Genomic DNA, 21,701 nt, shown 5'->3' on the forward strand with positions numbered 1-21,701 from the left:
GCACGCGGTGTTGCTACGACGCTGACAGCGTGCGCGCTACAGTGCCGCCTTCTTTCGCACGGTGCGCATGCCATGGCCCTGACTCCCGGCGTTTCCGCATGGAACCCCTCCCCCCTGCAGGACCGCGTGGTCGTGATCACCGGCGGTGCGCAAGGTATTGGCCGCGGCATTGCGCAGGCAGTGCTCGGTGCCGGCGGCACGGTGGTGATCGGCGATCTCGACGCCGAGGCCGGAAAGGCCTGCCTGCAGGAGTGGGCGCTGCCGCGACGCAGCGCCTTCGTGCGCTGCGATGCTGCGCGCGAGACACAGGCGGCGCGCTTGATCGCCACCGCGCTCAAACGCTTCGGCAGGCTCGATGGCCTGGTCAACAACGCCGGCGTCCCCGATCCGCACATCGCGCCCTTGCCGCAGTTGGCATGGGACGAGTGGAACCGGCGTCTTGCGAGTCTGCACGGCGCGTTTCTGTGCAGCAAACAGGCGCTGCCAGCGTTGGCCCAGGCCGAGGGCGGCGGCGCGATCGTCAACATCGCCTCCACCCGCGCCTGGCAGTCGGAACCGCATAGCGAGGCCTATGCCGCCGCCAAAGGTGGCCTGGTTGCCTTTACCCATGCGCTGGCGCTGAGCGAGGGCCCGCAGGTACGCGTCAACAGCATCAGCCCGGGCTGGATCAGTACCGATGCCTGGCGCGCACCGCAGCGCCGGCGTGCGCCCAAGGTGTCGCGACGCGACCATGCGCAGCATCCGGCCGGACGCGTGGGGACCCCGCAAGATATCGCGCAGCTGGCGGTGTACCTGCTGTCGCCGCCGCTGTCCGGATTTGTCACCGGGCAGGATTTCGTCGTCGACGGCGGCATGTCGCGCAAGATGCAGTACGTGTGAGGACGTACCGCTGATGCGGCCCTGATGCGTGTCCGCGCGCTCCCGCCATCCGGCGATCAGCCCGCCAGCTGCGCTTCCAGCAGGTGCTGCGCATCGCTTAGCGAGGGCAGGATGCGATGACCGAGCGCGCGCACGTCGGCATCGGGTTCGAGCAGGTCCGGGATCTGGATCGGCGTCATGCCGGCCGCCAGGGCGGCGCGCACGCCGGTGGGCGAGTCTTCCAGCACCAGACACCGCGCAGGGTCCACGTCCAGCGTGCGCGCGGCCAGCAGGTAGATGTCCGGCGCCGGCTTGGGATGTTGCACGTCGCTGGCGGTGCACACCGCTGCGAAGCGCCACAACAGATCCGCAGCCTCCAGCTTGCGCAAGGCCAGCGGGCGTTGGGTGGACGTGGCCACCGCACGCGGCAGCCCTTGCGCCGCCAGATACTCCAGCAGCGCGATGATGCCGGGCCGGTGCGGGATGCCGCGTTCCACCGCAGCGTCATACAACGGCTGGGCGCGCGCCAGCAGGTGCTCGGCAGCGGCATCGCCGACGCGTTCGCCAAGCAGACGGCGGCACGCCGCATCGCCCGTGCCCACCATGCGCAACCAGAAGGCCGGCTCGATCTGCAGCCCCTGCGCATCGGCCGCCTGTGCCAGGCAGGCGGTGATGGCGCGCTCGCTGTCGAGCATCAGGCCATCCATATCGAAGATCACCGCCTGCGGAGGGAACGGCAGCGGTGCGACCGCCGTCATGCAGATGCTCCACGGCCGAACAATACCTCCAGATCGCTCGCCTCCAGCGCGCGCCACTGTCCGGACGGCAGCGCGTCCAGCCCCAACCCGCCGATGCGGCTGCGATGCAGCGCCACCACGTGATTGCCGGCGGCGGCAAACATGCGCCGCACCTGGTGGTAGCGGCCCTCGTGCAGGGTCAGGCGTGCCTGGCGGGGGCCGAGCACCTCCAGTTCGGCCGGCAGCAATGGCTTGGTTTCGCCTTCCAGCAGCAAGGTGCCACTGGCAAACAGCGCGGCTTCGTCGCCACGTAGGTCCTCGGCCAGCGTGATCTCGTAGACCTTGTCCAGCGCGGACTTGGGCGAAATGATCCGGTGCAGCAGCGCGCCGTCGTCGGTCATCAGCAACAGGCCGCTGGTTTCGCGGTCCAGCCGCCCAACCGGCGCCAGCACCGGCGCGCGCGAGCGGAAGCGTGGCGGCAGCAGTTCGTAGATCAGCCGGCCGGTGTCCTTGGTCGAGCAGGTGTAACCGCTGGGTTTATGCAGCAACAGGCTGAAACCCGGGGGCGGATCGAGCGGCTCGCCATCGATGCGGATGGCGTCGTGTTCCACCTGGTCGTCGGCGTACAGCACCTCGCCCTGCGCGTCGGTGACCGCGCCCTGGCGGAACAGCTGGGTCACCTGCTTGCGGCTGCCGTAGCCGAGATTGGCGATGTGCTTGACCAGCTTCATGCGCGCGCTCCGCGTCCACGGGTGGCGGCGATCAGCTTGAAACCGTCGCGCTCGGCAGCCACGCGCACCTGCCCGAAGCTGTCGTTGAGCACCTGTTCGTAGGGCAGATGGCGGTTGGCGACCAGCAACAGCTGCCCGCCCGGGCGCAGCGCCTGCGCGGCCACGGCAATGAAGCGCTGCCCGATATCCGGGCGATCGGCACGGGACGGCGTGTGGAACGGTGGATTGCTGACGATGAAGTCGTACTGCGCCTCCAGCCCGGCGGTGACATCGCGCCAGTGATAGTGCAGCTGCGCCGGATGCGCGAGGCCCTGCAGGTTGCGCTGCGCCAGCTGCAGCGCACGCGCTTCGGCCTCATACACATCCAGCGCAGTGACCTTGGGGCAGCGTGCCAGCACCTCGGCCGAGAGATACCCGAACCCGGCGCCCAGATCGGCGCCATGCCCGGCCAGGGTGGCGGGCAGGTGCTCGACCAGCAACGCCGATGCCGGGTCGATGCGGTCCCAGGCGAACACTCCCGGGCGGCTGACAAAACGCCCGTCCAGGATCTTGCGTGGCGCATCCAGCGCCGCCCAACGCGCCTGCAGCGCGGCGTCGGTCTCGGCAGGCAGCGGCGCAGTCCAGTAGGTGCGGCAGTGATGCTTGGTCAGGCTGCCGGCCAGGCCGGTGAGCTGGCGCAGATCGGCTTCGCCCGAGCGCGCGCCTTCGTTGTTGGACTGACAGGCGACCACGCGGCCGCCAGGCGCGGTCAGGGCCACCGCACGCGCGAACAGCGCACGCGCTTCGTCGCGCTGGCGCGGCGGCAGCACCAGCACCAGGGCATAACGGGTGGTATCGGCCTCGATCTGGCTTTCTTCGCGCACGCTCCAGCCGCTGCGCTCCAGCGCCTGGGCGAACGGACGGAAGCTCTGCTCGCAGATCAACGCCTCCGCGGTGGCATGTTCGCGCAGCGGAAAGCCGTCGCGTGCGCGCAGGAACAACACCGGGCCTTGCGGCCATGGCAGCGCGCCCTGGGCAAAAGGCAGGAACAGGGCTTGAAGCGGGGCATCGGGCGGGCCAGCCATCGGATCATCGGGTCGGGAACAGGCCTCCATTGTAAGGGACCGGTGCCGCCCGCCCGCCGCGCTCGACGCGGGGTTGCCTGCGTGTGTGCGTCGCCGCCACGCGCCTTCCAATGTGTATACGGACTATTGATGCGCACGCAACATCCGCCCGCCTAGGCTGGAATCCAAGCCCACACCGGAGAGACGCGATGCGAGCCTTGTTCGTAGGGGGAGTAGTCGACAACAGCGAAATGGATCTGGACGACACACCACCACCGATGCATTACCCCGAAAACACCGGCGCCGGCCGTCCCCGCTACCGGCTGCACCAGGTAGGTGAGCGCGAAGACGGCACCGTGGCGTATGCGGTCTACGGCGCTCCGGAAATGGCCGACGAAGAGATCAACCGCATCACCGAAGAGCGCGACTACGCACGCCGTTTCAGTGCAACGCCCGAAGCGCCACGCTAGCCCATAGTGGTGCCGCGCGTGCTCTCACGTTGCTCCGTGAAGGGCGCTCGAAGCGTGCAATGCCAATTGATCATCAGGCATGCCGGCGACTCGAACACATATTCAGTAGCTTGCCGCGCTCACGGACAAGCTCAAGGAATAGACGTCGAGCAACGCATGTAGAGCCAACCAGACCGGGCAGCCGCCCGGTTTTTTTGTCAGTCGATGCGTCAGCGCGTCTTCGGTGTCACACGCCAGATCACGTTGCCCACGTCATCGGCCACCAGCAGCGCACCGCTGTTGTCGGGCGCTACGCCAACCGGGCGCCCCTGGGCGTTGCCCTCGGCATCCAGAAAGCCGTCCAGCACCGTGATCGGCGTCCCGCTGGGCTTGCCGTTGGCAAACGGCACGAACAGCACCTTGTAGCCACTGGGCGGGTCGCGGTTCCACGAGCCGTGCTGCCCGATGAAGGCGCCCTGGCGGAAGCGTTCCGGCAGCAGCGTGCCGCTGGCAAAGCTCAGGCCGAGCGATGCGGTATGGGGGCCCAGCGCGTAGTCCGGCTTGATCGCCTTGGCCACCAGCTCGGCATTCTGCGGTTCGACCCGCTCGTCCACGTGCTGGCCGTAATAGCTGTATGGCCAGCCATAGAAGCCGCCATCGCGCACCGAGGTCAGGTAATCCGGCACCAGATCGCTGCCGATCTCATCGCGCTCGTTCACCACCACCCACAGCGCCTTGCTCTGCGGCTCCCAGGCCGTGCCCACCGGGTTGCGCAGGCCGCTGGCAAAGACGCGGCTGTTGCCGGTGGCCGGGTCGATCTCCAGGATCGCGGCGCGATTGAGCTCGGCTTCCATCCCGTTTTCGGCGACGTTGCTGTTGGAGCCCACGCCCACGTACAGCTTGCTGCCATCCGGGCTGGCCAGCAGCGACTTGGTCCAGTGATGGTTGAGCCCGCCCGGCAGATTGGCCACGAACGTGGGCTTGGCGGTGATATGCGTGTCGCCCGGCGTATACGGAAAGCTCACCAGCGCATCGGCATTGGCCACATAGAAGCGGTCGCCGACCAGGGCCATGCCGAATGGCGAGAACAGCCCGCTGATGAATTGGGTACGCACCTCGGCCACGCCGTCGCCATCGGCGTCGCGCAACAAGGTGATGCGGTTGGCGCTGGACACCACCGCACCGGCCTTCTTCATCACCGCACCCTGCACCTTCTTGCGCAGCCCGCCGCCACTCTCGGCGTTTTCAGGCTTGGGCGGTTGCGCGGTCTCCGCGACCAGCACGTCGCCGTTGGGCAGCACATACACCCAGCGCGGGTGATCGAGGTCGCGCGCGAACGCATTGACCTGCAGATCGTCGGCAGCGATCGGCTTGGCCGTGGCGGCCCAGCGCTTGACCGGCGCCACCTTCACCGTGGGGATCAGGCGTTTGACCGGCTCGGGCAATTGCGGGTTCGGGCCGGTGCCCTGTTCGATGGCAAGGGTGGCGGTGTCACCACAGCCGGCCAGGACGGCGACCGCCATCAGCGATAGCGGCCAGCGAATGCGAGAGGGCAGAAAGGCTGTCATTGCAGACGATTCCTGAACGGTTGCGGCAATCGGACATCATGCCGGCAACACTCCAGGGAGAAGTAAACACATCGTCAACACGTTGCCTTCACGGCATGACTTGCGGATCTGCACCCAGGGGCAGCGGATGCACGGCCACGATGCGATCCATCCAGACCCACTGCGGCTCCTGCGAGGCGTCCAACTGGTCCAGGCGCAGTTGCCCGTTGAGCCCTTCGTTGTCGTTGTCGTCGAGATAGGTCTGGATGCTGGGGCGCACCGCAACCGTGCCGCTCAGCATGCTGCCGTCGTCCAGTTCGATCCGCACCCGCTCCTGCCCATCGAGCAAGGACACCCAATGCTCCAGCGTGGCGATCTGCACCTGTTCGGAATACACGTGTGGGGCGTACTTTGGCATTGCGATTTCTCCATCAACGGAGCTCCTCACGCTAGGCCAGGCAGCGTGAAAGACACAGCAAACGCCTCGATGTCACGGTGAGTACGCCTACACGGCGTTGCCAGCCTGCAGGCATGCAGGTAATGGGCACCATGCGATGAGCGATCGGCGACAGGGCGCATCGCCGATCGTGCCAGCACTTGCGAGCGTGGCACTGCGCGGCGTTGCCGCCGCGCCCCGCGTCATTCCACCGCTTCGCGCGCGGCGCGCACTGCGGTGACCAGTTGCGCCACGCTGTACGGCTTGGCCAGATGCTCCTGGAACCCGGATTCCAGCGCGCGCTTGCGGTCGTCGTCGCGCGCCAGCGCAGTCACCGCAACCGCCGGCAGGGCATTGGCATCCAAGCCCAGGTTATCGCGCACGGTGCGGATCAATCCGTAGCCATCCATGCCGGGCATGCCGATGTCGGTCAGCATCACATCGAAGCGCGCATGGCCGCGGTGGTCGATCAATGCCAGCGCATCGGTGGCGCTGCCGGCGGTAACCACTTCGGCGCCCTGCTCTTCGAGCAGACGGCGCAGGTAATCGAGCATGTCGGGCTGGTCTTCGACCGCCAACAGGCGCAGGCCGTTGAGCGCACGCGCCTCGACGATCTGTTCGGACATCAGGCGGCGGCGCAGTTCGCGCCGCGGGCGCTTGGCCTGGTCGGGAACATGCTCGGGCAAGCGCACGGTGAACGTGGCGCCCTTGCCACGGCCACCGCTGGTGGCGCCGACCTGGCCGCCATGCATTTCCACCAGCTGCTGCACGATCGCCAGGCCCAGCCCCAGGCCGCCATGCTGACGGGTGGTGGTGCCATCGGCCTGGCGGAAGCGGCCAAACAGGTGCGGCAGGAATTCGGCGGCGATGCCATCGCCGGAATCGCGCACTGCCACCAGCAGGTGGCCATCGTCGCGCTCGATGGTGACATCGATCCGGCCATGGGCCGGGGTGAACTTGATGGCATTGGAGAGCAGGTTCCACAGCACCTGCTGCAGCCGTGTGGCATCGCCCAGCACCAGGCACGGCGTTGGCGGCACGTGCAGCTCCAGCACCTGGTCCTTGCCTTCGGCGGCCAGTTCCTGGGTATTCAGGGCCTCGCGCACCTGCTCGGCCAGATCCAGCGATTCGACTTCCAGCTGCACCTTGCCCAGCAGCATGCTGCTGAGGTCGAGCATGTCCGAGATCAGCCGCTTTTGCGCGCGTGCGCTGCTGGCGATCACCGACAGACCCTTGAAGTTGGGGTGGCCTTCTTCGACCCGTTGCAGCAGCAGTTCGCTCCAGCCCAGGATGGTGGTCAGCGGCGTGCGCAGTTCATGCGACAGCGTGGCCAGGAACTCGTCCTTCAGCCGCGCCATGCTCTCGGCTTCGTTGCGCGCGCTGCGCTCTGACTCCAGCAATTGCTCGCGGGCCAGTTCGATTTCGCGCTGCTCGGTCACGTCCGGGCTGCTGCCGGCCAGACCGATGAACCGACCATCGGCCGAATAGCGCGGGGTGGCAGTCATTTCGATCCAGCGCCACTGCCCGTCGTGGCGGCGCGCACGCACCAGGGCGCGCAGGCCGTGTTGTTCTTCCAGTGCGGCCGATAATTCGAACTGGAAAATCGGCAGGTCGTCCGGATGCAGCAACTCGCTCCAGGCCGACACGGTGCCGCTGGAAATGTCCAGGCCGAAGAATTCGCCGTAGGCGCTGTTGACGAAACGCACCACGCCCTGCGCATCCAGCACCCAGACCGGCATCGGCAGGCCGTCGGCCAGCGCACTGAAACGCGCCTCGCTCTCGGCCAGTTCGCGCTCCACGCGCTTGCGTTCGGTGATGTCCATGAACAACACCGCCACCCGCGCCTGCTCCGGTTGCCCCACCCGGAATGCGTCCACCGAATACCAGCGACGCAACGCCTTGGCCTGCATCTCGAAGTGGATACGGTTGCCGGTGCGGGCAACCTGCCCATAGCGGTCGAACCATTCCTGCTCATGCTCGGGCAGCATGTTGCGGATGGACACGTTGAGCGCGTTGGACAGACCGGTGTAGCGCTCGAAGGCGCCATTGGTCGTGCGGATCACGTAATCGACGGCCTGATCGCCCTCGAACACCATGTCGATGACGCAGAAGCCGGCATCGATGTTGTGGAAGATCTCGTGGTACATCGCCGGATCGAGAAACGGCTCGGCAATGGCGGCGGGCAGGCCGGCGCTCGGATCGAGGCTGCTCGGATCGAGGTTGGGAGGCGAAGGACGCAAATCGGGGGCCACGGGTGCTGCCAGTGCGGATGACGGACAGATGAAACCATGCCCTATGTCGTCAGCGGGTGCACGGGCGGACCCAGGCGATCACGCCTCCGTCGCATGTCGGTCACCCCCGGCGGGCATTCACCACAAGGTTGCCGCCGCCAATGCGATGCAGGCGGTGATCAGCACGATGCCGGCAATCACGCCGCGGAACACCCATTCGCCCTCGCGGCGTAGCTGTTCGTCCATCCAGCGCTGCGCTTCCTCGCGCCAGGCCGTGGAGCGCGCATAGTCGGCATCGAGCAGCAACAGGCGCACGCGCGACAACCCGAGCGCGGCACATTCGCTGCGGCAGCGCTGACTGAAGCCGTCCTCACCGCTGGCGACCTGCGCGCCAAGCGGCAGCTCCAGTTCGAGTTCATGCCTGGACATAACGGGGACGCTCCTGGTCAAGCTCGTGTTCCAGCGCCATGCGCGCCAGCTGGGTGTAGTTGGCACGTGGCCCCTGCCCGCGACCGGTGAGCATTCCCTGGTAATCCAGGTCCTGCCAGACCCGCCCGGTCCACTCCACGCAGTCTTCGGCAATCACCAGCATCAGCGAATAGCGATACTCCAGCCCGTTGGCAGCGGTGTAGGCGTAGACCGGCGGAAATTGCACCGCCACATCGACCTGGCGTGACAGCCCGGCCAGATGCTCGCGCAGGACATCGCGCGGGTCGGCACCCGGTTCCAGGCGCAGCGTGCGCGTGGCCAGATCCAGATCCACATCGCTTTGCAGCGCAACGAAGGCGGCGGCCCCGGTGGCGGGGTTGTGGCCGTGCTGTTTTGCCCAGTCGATGAATTGCAGGCGCACGTCCGCCGGCATATGCGCCGGCGCCGAAGAAACTGACTTTGTGCGGAAAGAGTGGGTGTCCATGGCGCCGATCTTCCGGGCTGTGCCGTGAAGCGTGGGCGCAGGCGCAGTGAACCCGCCGTCATGGCCGCCACGGCGCGGATTAACCGAGCGGCAATGCCGTGGCGGCCCCGGGCGCAGCGCGCGTTGCGGGCGCTCTTGCGCACCCCCACACTGCCTGCACGCCCGGTATGCGACGTACCTACCGCTTGGAGGCTTTCCATGAGACTTTCCAGTGTTTCCGGCGCCGGCCTGTTGCTGGCAGGACTGCTCGCAGCGACCGGTGTGCAGGCCCGCGTACGCAACGTCACCGACCCGCAGGCGCCGCGCGCGCTGAGCAGCGACGGCAAGGTGGATGTGCGCTGGACCGACCCGGCCGAATTTTCCGAAGTGCGCTTCAGCGGCAATCGCTGGGAGGCGCAGCGCGGTGACTGGGTGACCCAGCTGGCCACCCACTTCCAGCAGAGCGCCGCACGTCAGCTGCCCGACGGCCAGCACCTGAGCGTGACCATCACCGACATCCGCCGCGCCGGCCAGTACGAGCCGTGGCACGGCCCGCGCATGCAGGACGTCCGCGTGGTCAAGGACATCTACCCGCCGCGCTTGAGTTTCAGCTACACGCTGACCGGGGCCGATGGCCGGGTGATCGACCAGGGCGAACGCAAGCTGGTGGATTCGGCCTTCCTGATGAGCGGCCCGCGGCTGACCGACAGCGACCCGCTGCGCTTCGAGAAAGCCATGATCGACGACTGGCTGCGCAAACAGTTCCGTGGCGACCGCAGCACGGCCGGATTGTGATGGTTTGGCGCGGATATCGCCGCCAAACCAGCTAGGCCTCGAAGGGTAACGGCGCGTGGCAACGCGCCGTTTTTGTTTATGGACGCGCAACAACAGTGACGCATCCACACCATGAGATTTGGGTCCTAAGCCCCTTCCCTTCGGGGCGAGAAGGCATTGCTTGCGCGCCACAGGCGCGTGTGCCTCGGAGCGCCTGTGGCGCAAGCGCAGGCAGGGGCGTGGAGCGGGGGTTGGGGTGAGATACGTTGCGAAGCCATCGTGGCGTTCCAACTGCACGAGGCTGCGCCCGTACCCTCATCCGGCGCTACGCGCCACCTTCTCCCGACGGGAGAAGGAAAGAACGCCGCAGCTACCGATCACGCCCCTCTCCCGCCGGGAGAGGGGTTGGGGTGAGGGTACGGGGCGAAGCCCACTTGCCGCTCAAACCGCATGAGGCTTCGCCCGTACCCTCATCCGCCCCTTCGGGGCACCTTCTCCCAGCGGGAGAAGGGAAGAACGCCGCAGCTACCGATCACGCCCCTCTCCCGCCGGAGAGGGGCTGGGGTGAGGGTATGGGGCGTAGCCCACTTGCCGCTCCAACCGCACGAGGCTTCACCCGTACCCTCGTCCGCCCCTTACGGGGCACCTTCTCCCCTATGAAGGGGACACTGTCCCGGCGGAGGAAGGGAATGCATCTATGCTGAAATTTTGCCCACCGCCGCCTCACCCGCATACACCCGCGGCACGCGCTTGAGCCCGCACAGCAGCTGATACGCACTGACGTTGCATTGCGCGGCCAGCGGGCTGACCTGGGGTGCATCGCCCCACAACTGCACCAGCGCGCCGATCCCGGCGTGCGGGTGATCGGTGAGGTCCACCGTCAACATGTCCATCGAAACGCGCCCGATCAATGGGCAGACCTGGCCGTCCACCAGCACCGGGGTGCCGTTGGGCGCGAATTGCGGGTAGCCGTCGGCATAGCCCATCGCGACCACGCCCACGCGTGTGGGCCGTTCGGCCACGAAGCGCGCGCCATATCCCACCGGTTCGCCAGCGGGCAGCTCGCGCACTGAAATGATGCGCGAGCGCAGCGTCATCACCGGGCGCAGTTGCGCGGTGCTGTCGGTGTCCTGCGGGAACGGGTTGGCGCCGTACAACATCAGGCCCGGGCGCGACCAGTCGTTGCGCAGCGCCGGCCAGCCGAGCAGGCCGGGCGAATTGCGGATGCTGGTTTCCGCGCGCATGCCGCCGGCGGTCAGTGCGAACGCCACGGCCTGTTCGTCGGTGCGGCTGCAGTCCAGTTCGTCCGCGCGCGCCAGATGCGTCATCAACACCAGCGAAGCGATCTGCGGCAACCCGCGCAGGCGTAGCCAGGCGGCGCGGAAATCGTCCGGCGACAGGCCCAGCCGGTGCATGCCGCTGTCCATCTTCAACCAGACACGCAATGGGCGCGGGCTCTGGAACTCGGCCAGTGCGCGTACCTGCTGCGGGGTGGCCGCCACCGTCCACAGGTCGTGCTCGGCGATCAGGCGCAACTCGTCGTGTTCGAAGAAGCCTTCCAGCAGCAGGATCGGTGCGCGGATACCTGCCTGGCGCAGCTCCAGCGCTTCTTCGATGCAGGCCACTGCGAAACCGTCGGCCTCCGGCTCCAGCGCCTGCGCGCAGCGCACTGCGCCATGCCCATAGGCGTCGGCCTTGACCACCGCCAGCGCCTTGCTGCCGCCCAGGCGCTTGGCCAGGCGGTAGTTGTGGCGCAATGCATCCAGATCGATCGACGCTTGCGCAGGACGCACTACGCGGCCTCCCGCTGCGGGCGCGCGCTGCGCGGCGACAGGTAACGGAACACGTCCAGGCCCTCGGTATCGATTTCCGGCGTACGGCCCTGCATCAGGTCGGCCAGGTAGCGCCCGGAGCCGCAGGCCATGGTCCAGCCCAGGGTACCGTGGCCGGTGTTGAGGAACAGGTTGGCGTACGGGGTGGCACCCACCACCGGGGTGCCATCCGGGGTGGCCGGGCGCAGGCCGGTCCAGAACTCGGCCTGGGCCAGATCGCCGCCGCCGGGGAACAGGTCGTTGACCACCATTTCCAGGGTGGCGCGACGGCGTGGGTTCAACGACAGATCGAAGCCGGCCACCTCGGCCATGCCGCCGACGCGGATACGGTCGTCGAAGCGGGTCAGCGCGATCTTGTAGCTCTCGTCCAGCACGGTGGAGGTCGGCGCGCGCTGCGCATCGACGATCGGGATGGTCAGCGAATAGCCCTTGAGCGGGTACACCGGCAGATGCAGGCCGAGCGAGAGCAGCAGATCGGCCGAATAGCTGCCCAGCGCCAGCACGTAGCGGTCGGCGGTTTCGATGCGTCCGTCGATCTGTACGCCGGTGACCTGGCCGCCGGCGTGCTCCAGGCGCTCGATCTGCTGCCCGTAGCGGAAGGTGACACCCGCCTGCGCAGCCAGCTCGGCCAGCCGCTGGGTGAACAGGCGGCAGTCGCCGGTCTGGTCTTCGGGCAGGCGCAGCGCGCCGGCCATCTGCGCGCCGCCGCCGGCCAGGCCGGGTTCGAATTGCGCGATCTGGGCCGGGCTCAGCAGCTCATACGGCACGCCGTACTGGGCCAGCACTTCGATGTCCTGGGCAGCGGCGTCCAGTTGCTGCTGGGTGCGGAACAACTGGGTGGTCCCCAGCTGGCGGCCCTCGAATTCGATACCGGTCTCGGCGCGCAATGCGTTGAGGCAATCGCGGCTGTAGTCGGACATGCGCACCATCCGCGCCTTGTTCACCGCATAGCGCTCGGCGGTGCAGTTGCGCAGCATCTGGCTCAGCCACGCCAGCTGGCGCAGGTCGCGGGTGGGGCGGATCGACAGCGGCGCATGCTGCTCGAACAGCCACTTCATCGCCTTGCCGGGCACGCCGGGCGCGGCCCACGGCGAGGTGTAGCCAAACGACAGCTGGCCGGCGTTGGCGTAGCTGGTCTCCAGCGCCGCCGCTGGCTGGCGGTCGACCACGGTCACGTCGCACCCGGCCTGCGCCAGGTACCACGCACTGGTCACGCCGATGACGCCGCTACCGAGAATGAGCACCCGCATGTCGTTCTCCTGAAAAGGGTATTCCCCCACAACAAGACACTGAGAGGGACAGTTAGCCGCAGTATATTGCGATGCAGGCAGTGCCATTTCTGGAATCGGCACGCCTTTGTAGTGAAACTCCCTGCCAAACCTTGCCGAGACAGACCCCATGACCACCCGCACCCGCGAGCTGGACAAGATCGACCGCAAGATCCTGCGCATCCTGCAGCAGGAGGGCCGCATTTCCTTCACCGAACTGGGCGAGCGGGTGGGCCTGTCGACCACGCCCTGCACCGAGCGTGTGCGCCGGCTGGAGCGCGACGGCGCCATCACCGGCTACTACGCGCGGCTGGACCCGCACTATCTCAAGGCCAGCCTGCTGGTGTTCGTGGAGATCAGCCTGGCCTACAAATCCGGCGACATCTTCGAAGAATTCCGCCGCGCCGCGCTGAAGCTGCCCAATGTGCTGGAGTGCCACCTGGTCTCCGGCGACTTCGACTACCTGCTCAAGGCGCGCATCAGCGAGATGGCCTCCTACCGCAAGCTGCTCGGCAGCACCTTGCTGACCTTGCCGCACGTGCGCGAGTCCAAGAGCTACATCGTGATGGAGGAGGTCAAGGAGACGCTGGCGTTGCCGATTGCCGATTGAATCGGGAATTGGGAATCGGGAATTGGGAATTGGGAATTGGGAATTGGGAATGGGATTGGAGAATCGGGACTGGGGTTTCGAGAGTTGTGGGTTGCCGGTACCCGTGGCATCGGGGGGAATCGCTAGCGGTGGTGGCCGGTGTTGGCGGTCGGCGCTCGGCAATAGACCGGATCGCTACCGTCAGCGCACAACGCGCATGCCGTCGCCTGCCGGTACTGCGTCGTAGTAGCGGCCGGTCTTGGTATCCAGCACCCGGTTGGCGCCGGCCGGCTGCATGCCCTGCAGCAAGCGGCCATTGCGGTCGTAGACCATCGGCGTCGTCGGCGACACCTGGCTGCCGGCAGGCGCCACCGGTGTCTGCGCCGGGCCACGGGTGGGGATGCTCGGCGCGACCGGGCGCTGCCCCAGCTGCGAGGGCACGGGGGCGGTCGAGTTAGCCGGCTGTAGCGCGCGCGGCGGCGTCACCGTGGGCTGAACCGGTGTCGGCGTGGTGATGGGCTGCAACGTGTTGGACGAACGCGTGGTGGTGGCCGACTGCGCCACCGCCGCGCCGGCCATCGCCAGCAGACCGCAGAACAGCAGGCCGCGCGTTGAGGAATGGATCGCCATGACAGGCACCGTGATTGATCGGGAGTGGTTAATCGATGGGGGCGCGGCCAGGCGGCAGCAATGCACGCAACCGGCCGGGGGATGAACGCTTTGGTCAGGTCGTTGCACTGCGAAGACGCCAGTCTCCCCGCCGGGCCGTCCCCTTCTCCCGCCAGGACATTGTCCTCCTTCACGGGGGGAGAAGGTGGCGCGTAGCGCCGGATGAGGGTATGGGCGCAGCCTCGGGCTCTCCAGCGCATGCGTGACTTGCTCGAACACGTCAACCGGTTGAACCACCCGCGCAGCGCCCACATCACTGGGGCAGGCGTCGGCACCCCGCCGGCGAGCGCATGCGAGAGCCTCATGAGCCAGTTCGATCTGACCCCTCCCTCCCCCGCCCAGCGCGACGCCCTGATCGCCGGGCTCAGCGATGAGGAACAGCGCGTGCTGCTGCACCACGGTACCGAAGCGCCGTTTTGCGGGGTCTTTCTGGACAACAAGCTGGACGGGGTCTACACCTGCCGCCTGTGCGGGCTGCCGTTGTTCCGCTCCAGCGCCAAGTTCGACTCCGGCACCGGCTGGCCGAGTTTCTTCGCGCCCTACGACACCGCCCATGTGCGCGAGATCCGCGATACCAGCTACGGCATGATCCGCACCGAGATCGTCTGCGCGCGTTGCGACAGCCACCTGGGCCACGTGTTCCCGGACGGGCCGCCGCCGACCGGCGAACGGCACTGCCTCAACTCGGTCTCGCTGGGCTTCACCGAGGACGGCCAGGCACTGCCCAACCCGTTGCACCGCGATGGCGCTGAGGCGCAGCCGGCCTGAGGCCAGACCAGGTGCCGGTCGGCGGCGGTGCCCATGCGTGGCGCCGATCTGGCACCCACTGACGTCGCAGGGCACCATGCGCAGCGCCAGATTCTTTAAGCACTGGCCACACCATGTCCCAACCGTCGCCACGCTGGCGACGGCCCGATCCAGGCAGGAGTACGCAGATGCACACGTCCTCGACCCTGATGCTCGCCGTAGTGCTGGCCGCCGCCATGGCCAGCTGCACCGCAGGCGATCGCTCTGCCGACACCAGACCTGCAGCCGCGACGGACCCACCGCTCATCGCAACCGCAGGCCCGGACGACAGCCCGCCGCCGATGGCCACCGACGCCAGCGTGACCGGCCCGCTGCCCCATGCCGGCCATCCGGGGCCGGCCACGCCGCCACCCGCCCCGACCCAGGCCGCGGACACCGTGGCCTGGCGCTGCGGTGAGCGCGCCATCACCACCCGCTTCGACCCCGCCACCGATGCCCTGCGGTTGACCCTGGACGGCCGTGCGCTGACCCTGCTCAGTGCCCAGGCCGCCTCCGGCGCGCGGTTTGCCGACGCCCATGGCAACCAGTTCTGGGAGCATGCCGGCGAGGCGACGCTGTCGCTGGCGGGCGGCAATGCGGTCAAATGCGTGCATGAGGCCGCAACCACGATCGGCTGACGGTTCAAGCACAGCGCACGCGTTGCCGACGCCCACGGCAATCAGTTCCGGGAGCATGCCGACGAGGCGACGTTGTCGCTGGCGGGCGGCAATGCGGTCAAATGCGTGCATGAGGCCGCAATGACAATCGGCTGATTGTTCAGTCACAGCGCACATCTTCACGCCGTGCGCTTCAAGAATCCGCCGCGCAAGCCGAAACCACTAGCACTCCCAGATTGCTTTCGGCTTCGCCATGCTCATCATCGTTGGCTTCATCGTCGTCATCGTCAGCGTCCTCGGCGGCTATGTGCTGTCGCACGGAAAGCTGGGTGCGTTGTGGCAGCCGTACGAGCTGATGATCATCGGCGGCGCGGCCCTGGGCGCGTTCCTGGTCAGTACGCCGGGCAAGATCGTCAAGGAAACGCTGACCGGCGTGCTGGGCGTGTTCAAGGGCCCGCAGTACAAGTCAGACGACTACAAGGACACCCTGAGCCTGATCTACGAGCTGCTGAACAAGGCCCGTCGCGACGGCTTCATGGCGCTGGAAGACCACGTCGAAAAGCCGCAGGACAGCACCATCTTCGGCAATTACCCCAAGGTGGTGGCCGACCATCACCTGCTGGACTTCATCACCGACTGCCTGCGCCTGATGATCGGCAGCAACATCGAGCCGCACGAACTGGAACCGCTGCTCGAACTGGAACTGGAAAAGCATCACCACGAGGCCCTGGCGCCGGCGCATGCGCTGAGCAAGGTGTCCGACGGCCTGCCCGGCTTCGGCATCGTGGCGGCAGTGCTCGGCATCGTGATCACCATGGGCTCGATCGGCGGGCCGATCGAAGAGATCGGCCACCACGTCGGCGCCGCGCTGGTGGGCACCTTCCTGGGCATCCTGCTGGCGTACGGCTTCGTGTCGCCGTTGTCGGCGGCGATGGAAGCGCGTGCCGAGCAGGACGGGCGCATCTACGAGGCGGTCAAGACCGCGCTGCTGGCCTGCCTGCGCGGCTACAACCCCAAGATTGCGCTTGAATTTGCGCGCAAGACCCTGCCTTCCAACGTGCGTCCGAGCTTCGGCGATTTCGAAACGCACCTGAAGACGATCAAGTAGGACCGCGGTCATGGCCGAGGGCAAATCCACCGTCGTCATCCGACGGGTCAAGAAGGTGCAGGGCGGCGGCCATCACGGCGGCGCCTGGAAAGTGGCGTTCGCCGACTTCGTGACCGCGATGATGGCCTTCTTCCTGGTGCTGTGGCTGATGGCCGCCACCACCAAGGAGCAGCGCGCGGCGATCTCCGAATACTTCCGCAATCCCAGCCCGCTGTCCGGCAAGTCGCCGGCGCCCTCGCCGGGCATGAATGGCCCCGGCGGCGCCAGCACCTCGATGATCAAGCTCGGCGGCACCGCCGACATGGCCAAGGGGCAGAAGGACGAAATGGGCCGCAAGCGCGACAACGCGGCCGACACCGACGTGGACAGCCGCGCCAAGGACAAGCGGCGCCTGGAAGCGTTGATGCAGGACCTCAAAGAGGCCATCGACAAGAGCCAGGCGCTGGAGCCGTTCAAGGACCAGTTGTTGCTGGATCTCACGCCCGATGGCCTGCGCATCCAGATCGTGGACAAGCAGAACCGCCCGATGTTCGATATCGGCCGCGACCAGCTCAAGCCGTACACGGTGGACATCCTGCGCGAGCTGTCCAGCTTCATCAATCAGGTGCCCAACCACATCAGCATCACCGGTCACACCGACACCACCGCCTACAGCAGCGATGCCGGCTACACCAACTGGGAACTCAGCGCCGACCGTGCCAATGCCGCACGCCGCGCGCTGGTGGGCGGTGGCATGGCCGATGCCAAGGTGACCCGCGTGGTGGGGTTGTCGTCCTCGGTGCTGTTCGACAAGACCGACCCGCAGAACCCGATCAACCGCCGCATCAGCATCGTGGTGATGACCCAGGACGCCGAAGAAGCGGCGCTGGCCGGCGCCGGCCAGGGCGTGGCGCTGGGCAAGCCCGTCCATGACGCCGACACCCAGGTGCCCGACCTCAGCGGCGCCGCTGCCACCGGTACCGCGACGGTGGGTGCACCGGCCAGTGGCCCCACGCTGGGCGCTACGGTGCCAGCGGCTGCGGCTGCGACAGGCTCCGCGGCTGCGCCAGGCGCCGCCGGCGGCTCGCCCGCGCCCCTGCCGGGCACCGCCTCCGCACGCCCGGCGGCACCGCGCGTGTCCACCAGCGCTCAGGTCGCCTCGGCCGCCGCACTCGCCAAGGCCGCCGAAGCCGCCGTGGCAGCGCCGCGCGTGGCGGTCGAGGCGCATTGATTGCGAGGCCGGGGTTGCAGTTCCAGATGCGCATGCCCGGCCTGCTTGACTGACGTATCACTGCCAGCGGTGTCGTCGAGCCGGTGATCTGCGGCTGACGTGCCTGGACGGCGGCATGCTCTGGTTGCCCGTCCACCAGACGTGCCTTGCCGAATCCATCGGCAACGCGGCGAACTCGATCTCCACGCCTGCTGCGGGGCCGGCGATGGGGAGGGTCTGGCACACGCGCCGTCTGCCCCGCAGGCCAGGCTGGCGCCCTGCCACCGGCCTGGCAGGTCAGGCGCTTGCCGGACCATCGGCGCGGCTGCCCGCCTCATCCAGGCTCGCGGCGAGCGGGGATTGCCGCGGCATCACGGTCGACACGGTGATCGACAGCAGGCGGGACCGCCTGCGCCTGGTCACCCAAAGCCGGCTGCTCATCGCATCGTGCGGCGCACGCTCTAGAATGGCCGGCCATTCCCAGCGTCGAGAACACCGTGTCCCGCAATTCCAAGGCCAAGCGCGACAAGCGCAAGAAGCAGCAACCCAAGCGCCCCTTCGCCCGTCTGGGCCAGGCTCCCCAGGTCAGCAACCATGCCGTGCTGCAGGATGCCGACGGCCGCGTGGTCGCGGCGATCGGTCTGCAAGGTGGCAGCGAGTGGATGCTGTCGATCGGCGGCCAGACCATGGGCAGCGCCGACAACCCCGTGCCGATGCTCGCCATGCTCAAGCACCTGGCCAACCTGCAGGAAGCCGAAGGCAAGACCATCTCGCTGGAATATTCGACCCAGCTGCAGCAGATGATCGACGACCTGGCCGCCGACGAAGGCCAGACCGCCGAGGAATACCTGACCAAGCTGGTGTCCGAGTTCCAGAACGCCGATGCGGATGAAGACGGCGATGAAAACGCCGACGACGCCGATGCAACACCTGCGGCCGACAGCGATGCCGCTGCCGAAGATGCCGCGACGGCCGAAGACGACAGCACTGCAGACGACGCGACCAGCGACGAGGCCGCCGTCGCGGACGACGCCGACAGCGAAAGCGCCGGCAAGAAGCCGAAGAAGTCCAAGAAGCAGGACTGACCCGGCAGATGGCCGTCTACGTCGACGATGCGGTGCACCTGTGGCGCGACCAGCGCTGGGCGCACCTGCTCGGCGACACCCTGGACGAGCTGCATGCCATGGCGGCGCGGTTGGGCATTCCCCGCCGCGCCTTCCAGAACAAACTCAGCGGCGCGCACTACGACGTGCCCGCACCGCTACGCGCCGAAGCCATCGCCCTCGGTGCCATCGCGATCTCCCGTCACACCGATCGCGTCCTGCTCAAGGCCTTGATCGCCAATGCGCGTGCGCAGGCGCGGGGCGAGGCAGCGTAACGCCAGGCCGGTGACTGCCCGCTCGCTGCATCATTGCAACGCAATCACACCCGCGCTGCACTCATCGAAGTGACCGGCGCAGCCGCTTCCGTGCCGGGCCACCGGCCTGTCACTATCCAAGCGCCCACTTTTCGGAGCCGTTGCAGTGCCTGTCCGCGTCCCGCCGTCTGACGACACCCTCTCCCTATTGCGCATCGCCGTGCTCGAGGACGACGACGTGCTGCGCGACGACATCCTGATTCCGGGACTGCAGGAATTCGGCTTTTCGGTCAGTGGTGCCGGCACGGCCGGGGCGTTGTATCGGCTGATGCTGGAGCAGACCTTCGACATGGTCGTGCTCGACCTCGGGCTTCCGGACGAAAGCGGCCTGAGCGTGGTGGCGCATCTGCGTTCGCTGTTCAACGGGTTGGGCATTGTGGTGCTCACCGGCAACCGTGCGCGCTCCGATCATGTGCACGCGCTCAGCAGCGGTGCCGATGCCTTCCTGCGCAAGCCTGCCGACCCGGAGATCCTGGCGCTGACCCTACGCAACCTGGCGCGGCGATTGCGGCCCAACGACGCCAGCACAGCGGCGAAGCCGGCATGGCGTCTGGAATCGGACGGTTGGTGCCTGGTGGCGCCGGATGCGCGGATTGTGGTGCTGACCTCGCTCGAACGCTGCCTGATGCGCTGCCTGGACGCGCAGCGAGGCCAGGCGGTGGAGCGCGACGCACTGGTGGCGGCGCTGGAACAGCACGCCAGCGATTTCGATCTGCACCGCCTGGAGATGCTCATCCATCGCCTGCGGCGCAAGGCCGCCCGTATTACCGCTGCAGATGCGCCACCATTCCCGCTGCTGTCTTCGCGCGGAATGGGTTATCTGCTGGCCGCGTGATCGGATCGCAGCGGCGCTGCCGCCGCTGGTAGCAGCAACCGGATGCAAGCGCCGCCCTGGGCATTGCCGACCTCAACGCGCCCACCCGCTGCAATGACGATTTCGTTGACCACCGACAGCCCCAGGCCGGTGCCTCTGCCAGGCGATTTGGTGGTGTAGAACGGTTCCAGAATACGCCCGAGCAAAGGTTCGGGAATGCCCGGGCCGGTGTCCGACAGCGCTAGCGTGACCATGCCGTCGTGTTGGTCGCCATCGATACGGAAAACCCCGGGGCCGTCCATCGCATCGCGGGCGTTGGCGGCGATGTTGAGCAGCGCCAGCTCCAGTTCGTCCAGGTCCATCGCGATCCACAGCGGCGGCCCAGGCGCGATGCTGTGCAACCTCACCTCGTGCCCGAACAGTTGCCGCAGCGTGGGCTCCATCTCCAGCAATGCATTGCGCGCGTCGAATAACCGCGCGATGCCGGGTTCGGCGCGGCCGAAGTTGAGAATCCTGCGGCTGACCGTCAACGCGCGCCGCGAGGCGGCCTCGATATTTTCCAGGGTCTTGAGCAGCGGGGCCTCACCGTAGCCTTCCAACGCATCGCGGCGTTGCGCAAAGCCGATGATGACGTTGATGAGGTTGTCGAAATCGTGTGCGACGCCGGAGGCAAGGCGGCCCAGCGCCTCCATCTTCTGCGTGTGCAGCAGCTGTTCCTGGACACGCTCGCGCTCGGCCATTTCGCGCAGCAACTTGCGATTCACCGCCTCCAGCTCGCGCCTGCGCCGCTCCGACTGCACCAGACTGTCGCGCAGCGCGGCGATGGTGCGATCGAGCACGAGGGTGATCAACAGATAGACGGCGACCGTAACGACGCCCAGGCCGACATTGCCCCAGGTCGAACGCGGCGGCGGGAACCACAGTACCTGCACGGCAAGCGCCAGCAGACACACTCCCGCCAACACCGCAAACACGCGCCACAGGCCTTCGCGTCCCAACACCATGCCGGCAAGCACCAAGGCGATCACCGGCATCGGATTGGTGATCAGGTCGTAGACGTCGACCCGCACATAGGTGACGAACGTGCCGATCAATGCCGCCGTAATAAAGACCTTGACCCCGATCGCACTGCGGCCGCGCCGGATCAACGGCACACTCGCCAACGCGCCCAGCGCCGTGAGCACGGTACCAACCAGCGCGCAGGCAAGATCCGGCCGGGCATGCAACCGATTCGGCCCAGCAACGTACAGAAAGAACCCGACATCGCCCAGGTTGTACAGCGCGATCGCAATCAGCAGCACCTGGAGAAAAGCGATCTGACGTCGGTCGATCGGATGCTTATTCCAGCGCATCTCCAGCCAGCGCGGAACGAACACGGACTTTGCGGCAGACAGGATCACGACAACGCTTCTTGAGAGGTTTTTTGAATCCTCACATTCCTGGTGAGTGGATGCAATCGACGCTTGGTGACACGCCGCAGAGGCGCTGCCTATGGTGGGTCGTCCCGCATCATGAAAATTACCGAATTCCAAGGCACGTGGGGATGTCTGGAGGTTGGCATGCGGCGGTCGACCACTTCCATCCATGCGCCAGGGAATCTCCATGAGCACTGCGTTTTTCGACGACCTTTCGAACCGGGCCGGTGTCCGCCACGCCACCGCTGCCGCGCATCCCCACGCCGGCAATCGACCGCAGCGCGTGCTGTTGCACCGTG

The 21,701-nt window shown here is 67.2% G+C and carries 23 protein-coding genes; 11 read left to right on the forward strand and 12 right to left on the reverse strand.

Features of this window, described 5'->3' with window-relative positions; translation table 11 throughout:
* Positions 1-72 precede the first annotated feature (72 nt).
* The gene (locus RZV17_RS17165) at positions 73-879 is read left to right on the forward strand and encodes an SDR family oxidoreductase (protein ID WP_355605203.1); all 807 of its coding nucleotides are present in this window, start codon (positions 73-75) and stop codon (positions 877-879) included.
* Between the two features lie 56 nt (positions 880-935).
* Here RZV17_RS17165 and RZV17_RS17170 read toward each other — a convergent pair whose 3' ends face one another.
* The 3 genes from RZV17_RS17170 to RZV17_RS17180 are packed head-to-tail and all read right to left on the reverse strand — an operon-like array spanning position 936 to position 3,390.
* A complete protein-coding gene (locus RZV17_RS17170) occupies positions 936-1,616 on the reverse strand; it encodes an HAD family phosphatase (protein ID WP_355605206.1) in 681 nt (226 codons plus the stop codon).
* Positions 1,613-2,326, reverse strand: a complete 714-nt coding sequence (locus tag RZV17_RS17175; protein WP_039414172.1) for a pseudouridine synthase — start codon at positions 2,324-2,326, stop codon at positions 1,613-1,615. Before RZV17_RS17175 ends, RZV17_RS17170 begins: the two co-directional genes overlap by 4 nt.
* Positions 2,323-3,390 (reverse strand): class I SAM-dependent methyltransferase, encoded by a 1,068-nt coding sequence (locus RZV17_RS17180; RefSeq protein ID WP_166744206.1) that lies wholly within the window; start codon positions 3,388-3,390, stop codon positions 2,323-2,325. The genes RZV17_RS17175 and RZV17_RS17180 overlap by 4 nt, the downstream gene beginning before the upstream one ends.
* Positions 3,391-3,578: 188 nt before the next feature.
* Here RZV17_RS17180 and RZV17_RS17185 point away from each other — a divergent pair, with 188 nt between their 5' ends.
* Entirely contained in the window at positions 3,579-3,839 is a 261-nt protein-coding gene (locus RZV17_RS17185; protein ID WP_081422346.1) for a hypothetical protein, read from the forward strand.
* Between the two features lie 209 nt (positions 3,840-4,048).
* On the opposite strand, the gene RZV17_RS17190 is transcribed toward RZV17_RS17185, so the two are convergent.
* The 5 genes from RZV17_RS17190 to RZV17_RS17210 form a co-directional block, all read right to left on the reverse strand.
* Positions 4,049-5,386 carry a sorbosone dehydrogenase family protein gene (locus RZV17_RS17190; protein WP_047693910.1) on the reverse strand — a complete coding sequence of 446 codons (1,338 nt, stop codon included), beginning with the start codon at positions 5,384-5,386 and terminating at the stop codon, positions 4,049-4,051.
* An 88-nt stretch (positions 5,387-5,474) separates the two neighbouring features.
* Complete coding sequence (locus tag RZV17_RS17195) at positions 5,475-5,783, reverse strand: DUF3247 family protein (RefSeq protein ID WP_355605211.1); 309 nt, start codon at positions 5,781-5,783, stop codon at positions 5,475-5,477.
* 221 nt (positions 5,784-6,004) lie between these two features.
* Entirely contained in the window at positions 6,005-7,948 is a 1,944-nt protein-coding gene (locus RZV17_RS17200; protein ID WP_243840268.1) for a PAS domain-containing sensor histidine kinase, read from the reverse strand.
* Positions 7,949-8,170: 222 nt separating this feature from the next.
* A complete protein-coding gene (locus RZV17_RS17205; RefSeq protein WP_047693911.1) occupies positions 8,171-8,461 on the reverse strand; it encodes a hypothetical protein in 291 nt (96 codons plus the stop codon).
* Positions 8,448-8,894 carry a hypothetical protein gene (locus tag RZV17_RS17210; RefSeq protein WP_047693912.1) on the reverse strand — a complete coding sequence of 149 codons (447 nt, stop codon included), beginning with the start codon at positions 8,892-8,894 and terminating at the stop codon, positions 8,448-8,450. Before RZV17_RS17210 ends, RZV17_RS17205 begins: the two co-directional genes overlap by 14 nt.
* 249 nt (positions 8,895-9,143) lie before the next feature.
* Here RZV17_RS17210 and RZV17_RS17215 point away from each other — a divergent pair, with 249 nt between their 5' ends.
* The gene (locus RZV17_RS17215) at positions 9,144-9,719 is read left to right on the forward strand and encodes a DUF3016 domain-containing protein (protein ID WP_355605214.1); all 576 of its coding nucleotides are present in this window, start codon (positions 9,144-9,146) and stop codon (positions 9,717-9,719) included.
* A gap of 674 nt (positions 9,720-10,393) precedes the next feature.
* Here RZV17_RS17215 and alr read toward each other — a convergent pair.
* Both alr and RZV17_RS17225 read right to left on the reverse strand, forming a co-directional pair.
* Positions 10,394-11,491, reverse strand: a complete 1,098-nt coding sequence (gene alr / locus RZV17_RS17220) for an alanine racemase (RefSeq protein WP_355605217.1) — start codon at positions 11,489-11,491, stop codon at positions 10,394-10,396.
* A complete protein-coding gene (locus RZV17_RS17225) occupies positions 11,491-12,780 on the reverse strand; it encodes a D-amino acid dehydrogenase (protein ID WP_355605220.1) in 1,290 nt (429 codons plus the stop codon). The genes alr and RZV17_RS17225 overlap by 1 nt, the downstream gene beginning before the upstream one ends.
* 148 nt (positions 12,781-12,928) lie before the next feature.
* On the opposite strand from RZV17_RS17225, the gene RZV17_RS17230 reads away from it, so the two are divergent.
* Positions 12,929-13,408: an Lrp/AsnC ligand binding domain-containing protein gene (locus RZV17_RS17230; RefSeq protein ID WP_047693916.1), complete on the forward strand. Its 480-nt coding sequence runs from the start codon at positions 12,929-12,931 to the stop codon at positions 13,406-13,408.
* Between the two features lie 180 nt (positions 13,409-13,588).
* Here RZV17_RS17230 and RZV17_RS17235 read toward each other — a convergent pair whose 3' ends face one another.
* On the reverse strand, positions 13,589-14,017 hold the full coding sequence (locus RZV17_RS17235; protein ID WP_039566476.1) for a hypothetical protein: 429 nt from the start codon (positions 14,015-14,017) through the stop codon (positions 13,589-13,591).
* Between the two features lie 342 nt (positions 14,018-14,359).
* Here RZV17_RS17235 and msrB point away from each other — a divergent pair, with 342 nt between their 5' ends.
* The 7 genes from msrB (at position 14,360) to RZV17_RS17270 (ending at position 20,008) form a co-directional block, all read left to right on the forward strand.
* The gene (gene msrB / locus RZV17_RS17240; RefSeq protein WP_104579479.1) at positions 14,360-14,824 is read left to right on the forward strand and encodes a peptide-methionine (R)-S-oxide reductase MsrB; all 465 of its coding nucleotides are present in this window, start codon (positions 14,360-14,362) and stop codon (positions 14,822-14,824) included.
* Positions 14,825-14,991: 167 nt separating this feature from the next.
* The gene (locus RZV17_RS17245; protein ID WP_355605223.1) at positions 14,992-15,480 is read left to right on the forward strand and encodes an MliC family protein; all 489 of its coding nucleotides are present in this window, start codon (positions 14,992-14,994) and stop codon (positions 15,478-15,480) included.
* A gap of 232 nt (positions 15,481-15,712) precedes the next feature.
* The gene (gene motA / locus RZV17_RS17250) at positions 15,713-16,567 is read left to right on the forward strand and encodes a flagellar motor stator protein MotA (protein ID WP_039405757.1); all 855 of its coding nucleotides are present in this window, start codon (positions 15,713-15,715) and stop codon (positions 16,565-16,567) included.
* Between the two features lie 10 nt (positions 16,568-16,577).
* Positions 16,578-17,777 carry a flagellar motor protein MotB gene (gene motB / locus RZV17_RS17255; protein ID WP_104579481.1) on the forward strand — a complete coding sequence of 400 codons (1,200 nt, stop codon included), beginning with the start codon at positions 16,578-16,580 and terminating at the stop codon, positions 17,775-17,777.
* 476 nt (positions 17,778-18,253) lie between these two features.
* The gene (locus tag RZV17_RS17260; protein ID WP_179456766.1) at positions 18,254-18,841 is read left to right on the forward strand and encodes a hypothetical protein; all 588 of its coding nucleotides are present in this window, start codon (positions 18,254-18,256) and stop codon (positions 18,839-18,841) included.
* 8 nt (positions 18,842-18,849) lie between these two features.
* Positions 18,850-19,134, forward strand: coding sequence for a DUF4031 domain-containing protein (locus RZV17_RS17265; protein ID WP_355605227.1), 285 nt, complete (start codon positions 18,850-18,852; stop codon positions 19,132-19,134).
* 187 nt (positions 19,135-19,321) lie between these two features.
* Entirely contained in the window at positions 19,322-20,008 is a 687-nt protein-coding gene (locus RZV17_RS17270) for a response regulator transcription factor (protein WP_166752363.1), read from the forward strand.
* On the opposite strand, the gene RZV17_RS17275 is transcribed toward RZV17_RS17270, so the two are convergent.
* On the reverse strand, positions 19,990-21,339 hold the full coding sequence (locus RZV17_RS17275; RefSeq protein ID WP_355609460.1) for an ATP-binding protein: 1,350 nt from the start codon (positions 21,337-21,339) through the stop codon (positions 19,990-19,992). The two genes, RZV17_RS17270 and RZV17_RS17275, sit on opposite strands and share 19 nt — an antisense overlap.
* Positions 21,340-21,701: the final 362 nt, after the last annotated feature.

The organism is Xanthomonas cannabis (assembly GCF_040616535.1).
In the GTDB taxonomy this organism is placed as follows: domain Bacteria; phylum Pseudomonadota; class Gammaproteobacteria; order Xanthomonadales; family Xanthomonadaceae; genus Xanthomonas; species Xanthomonas cannabis.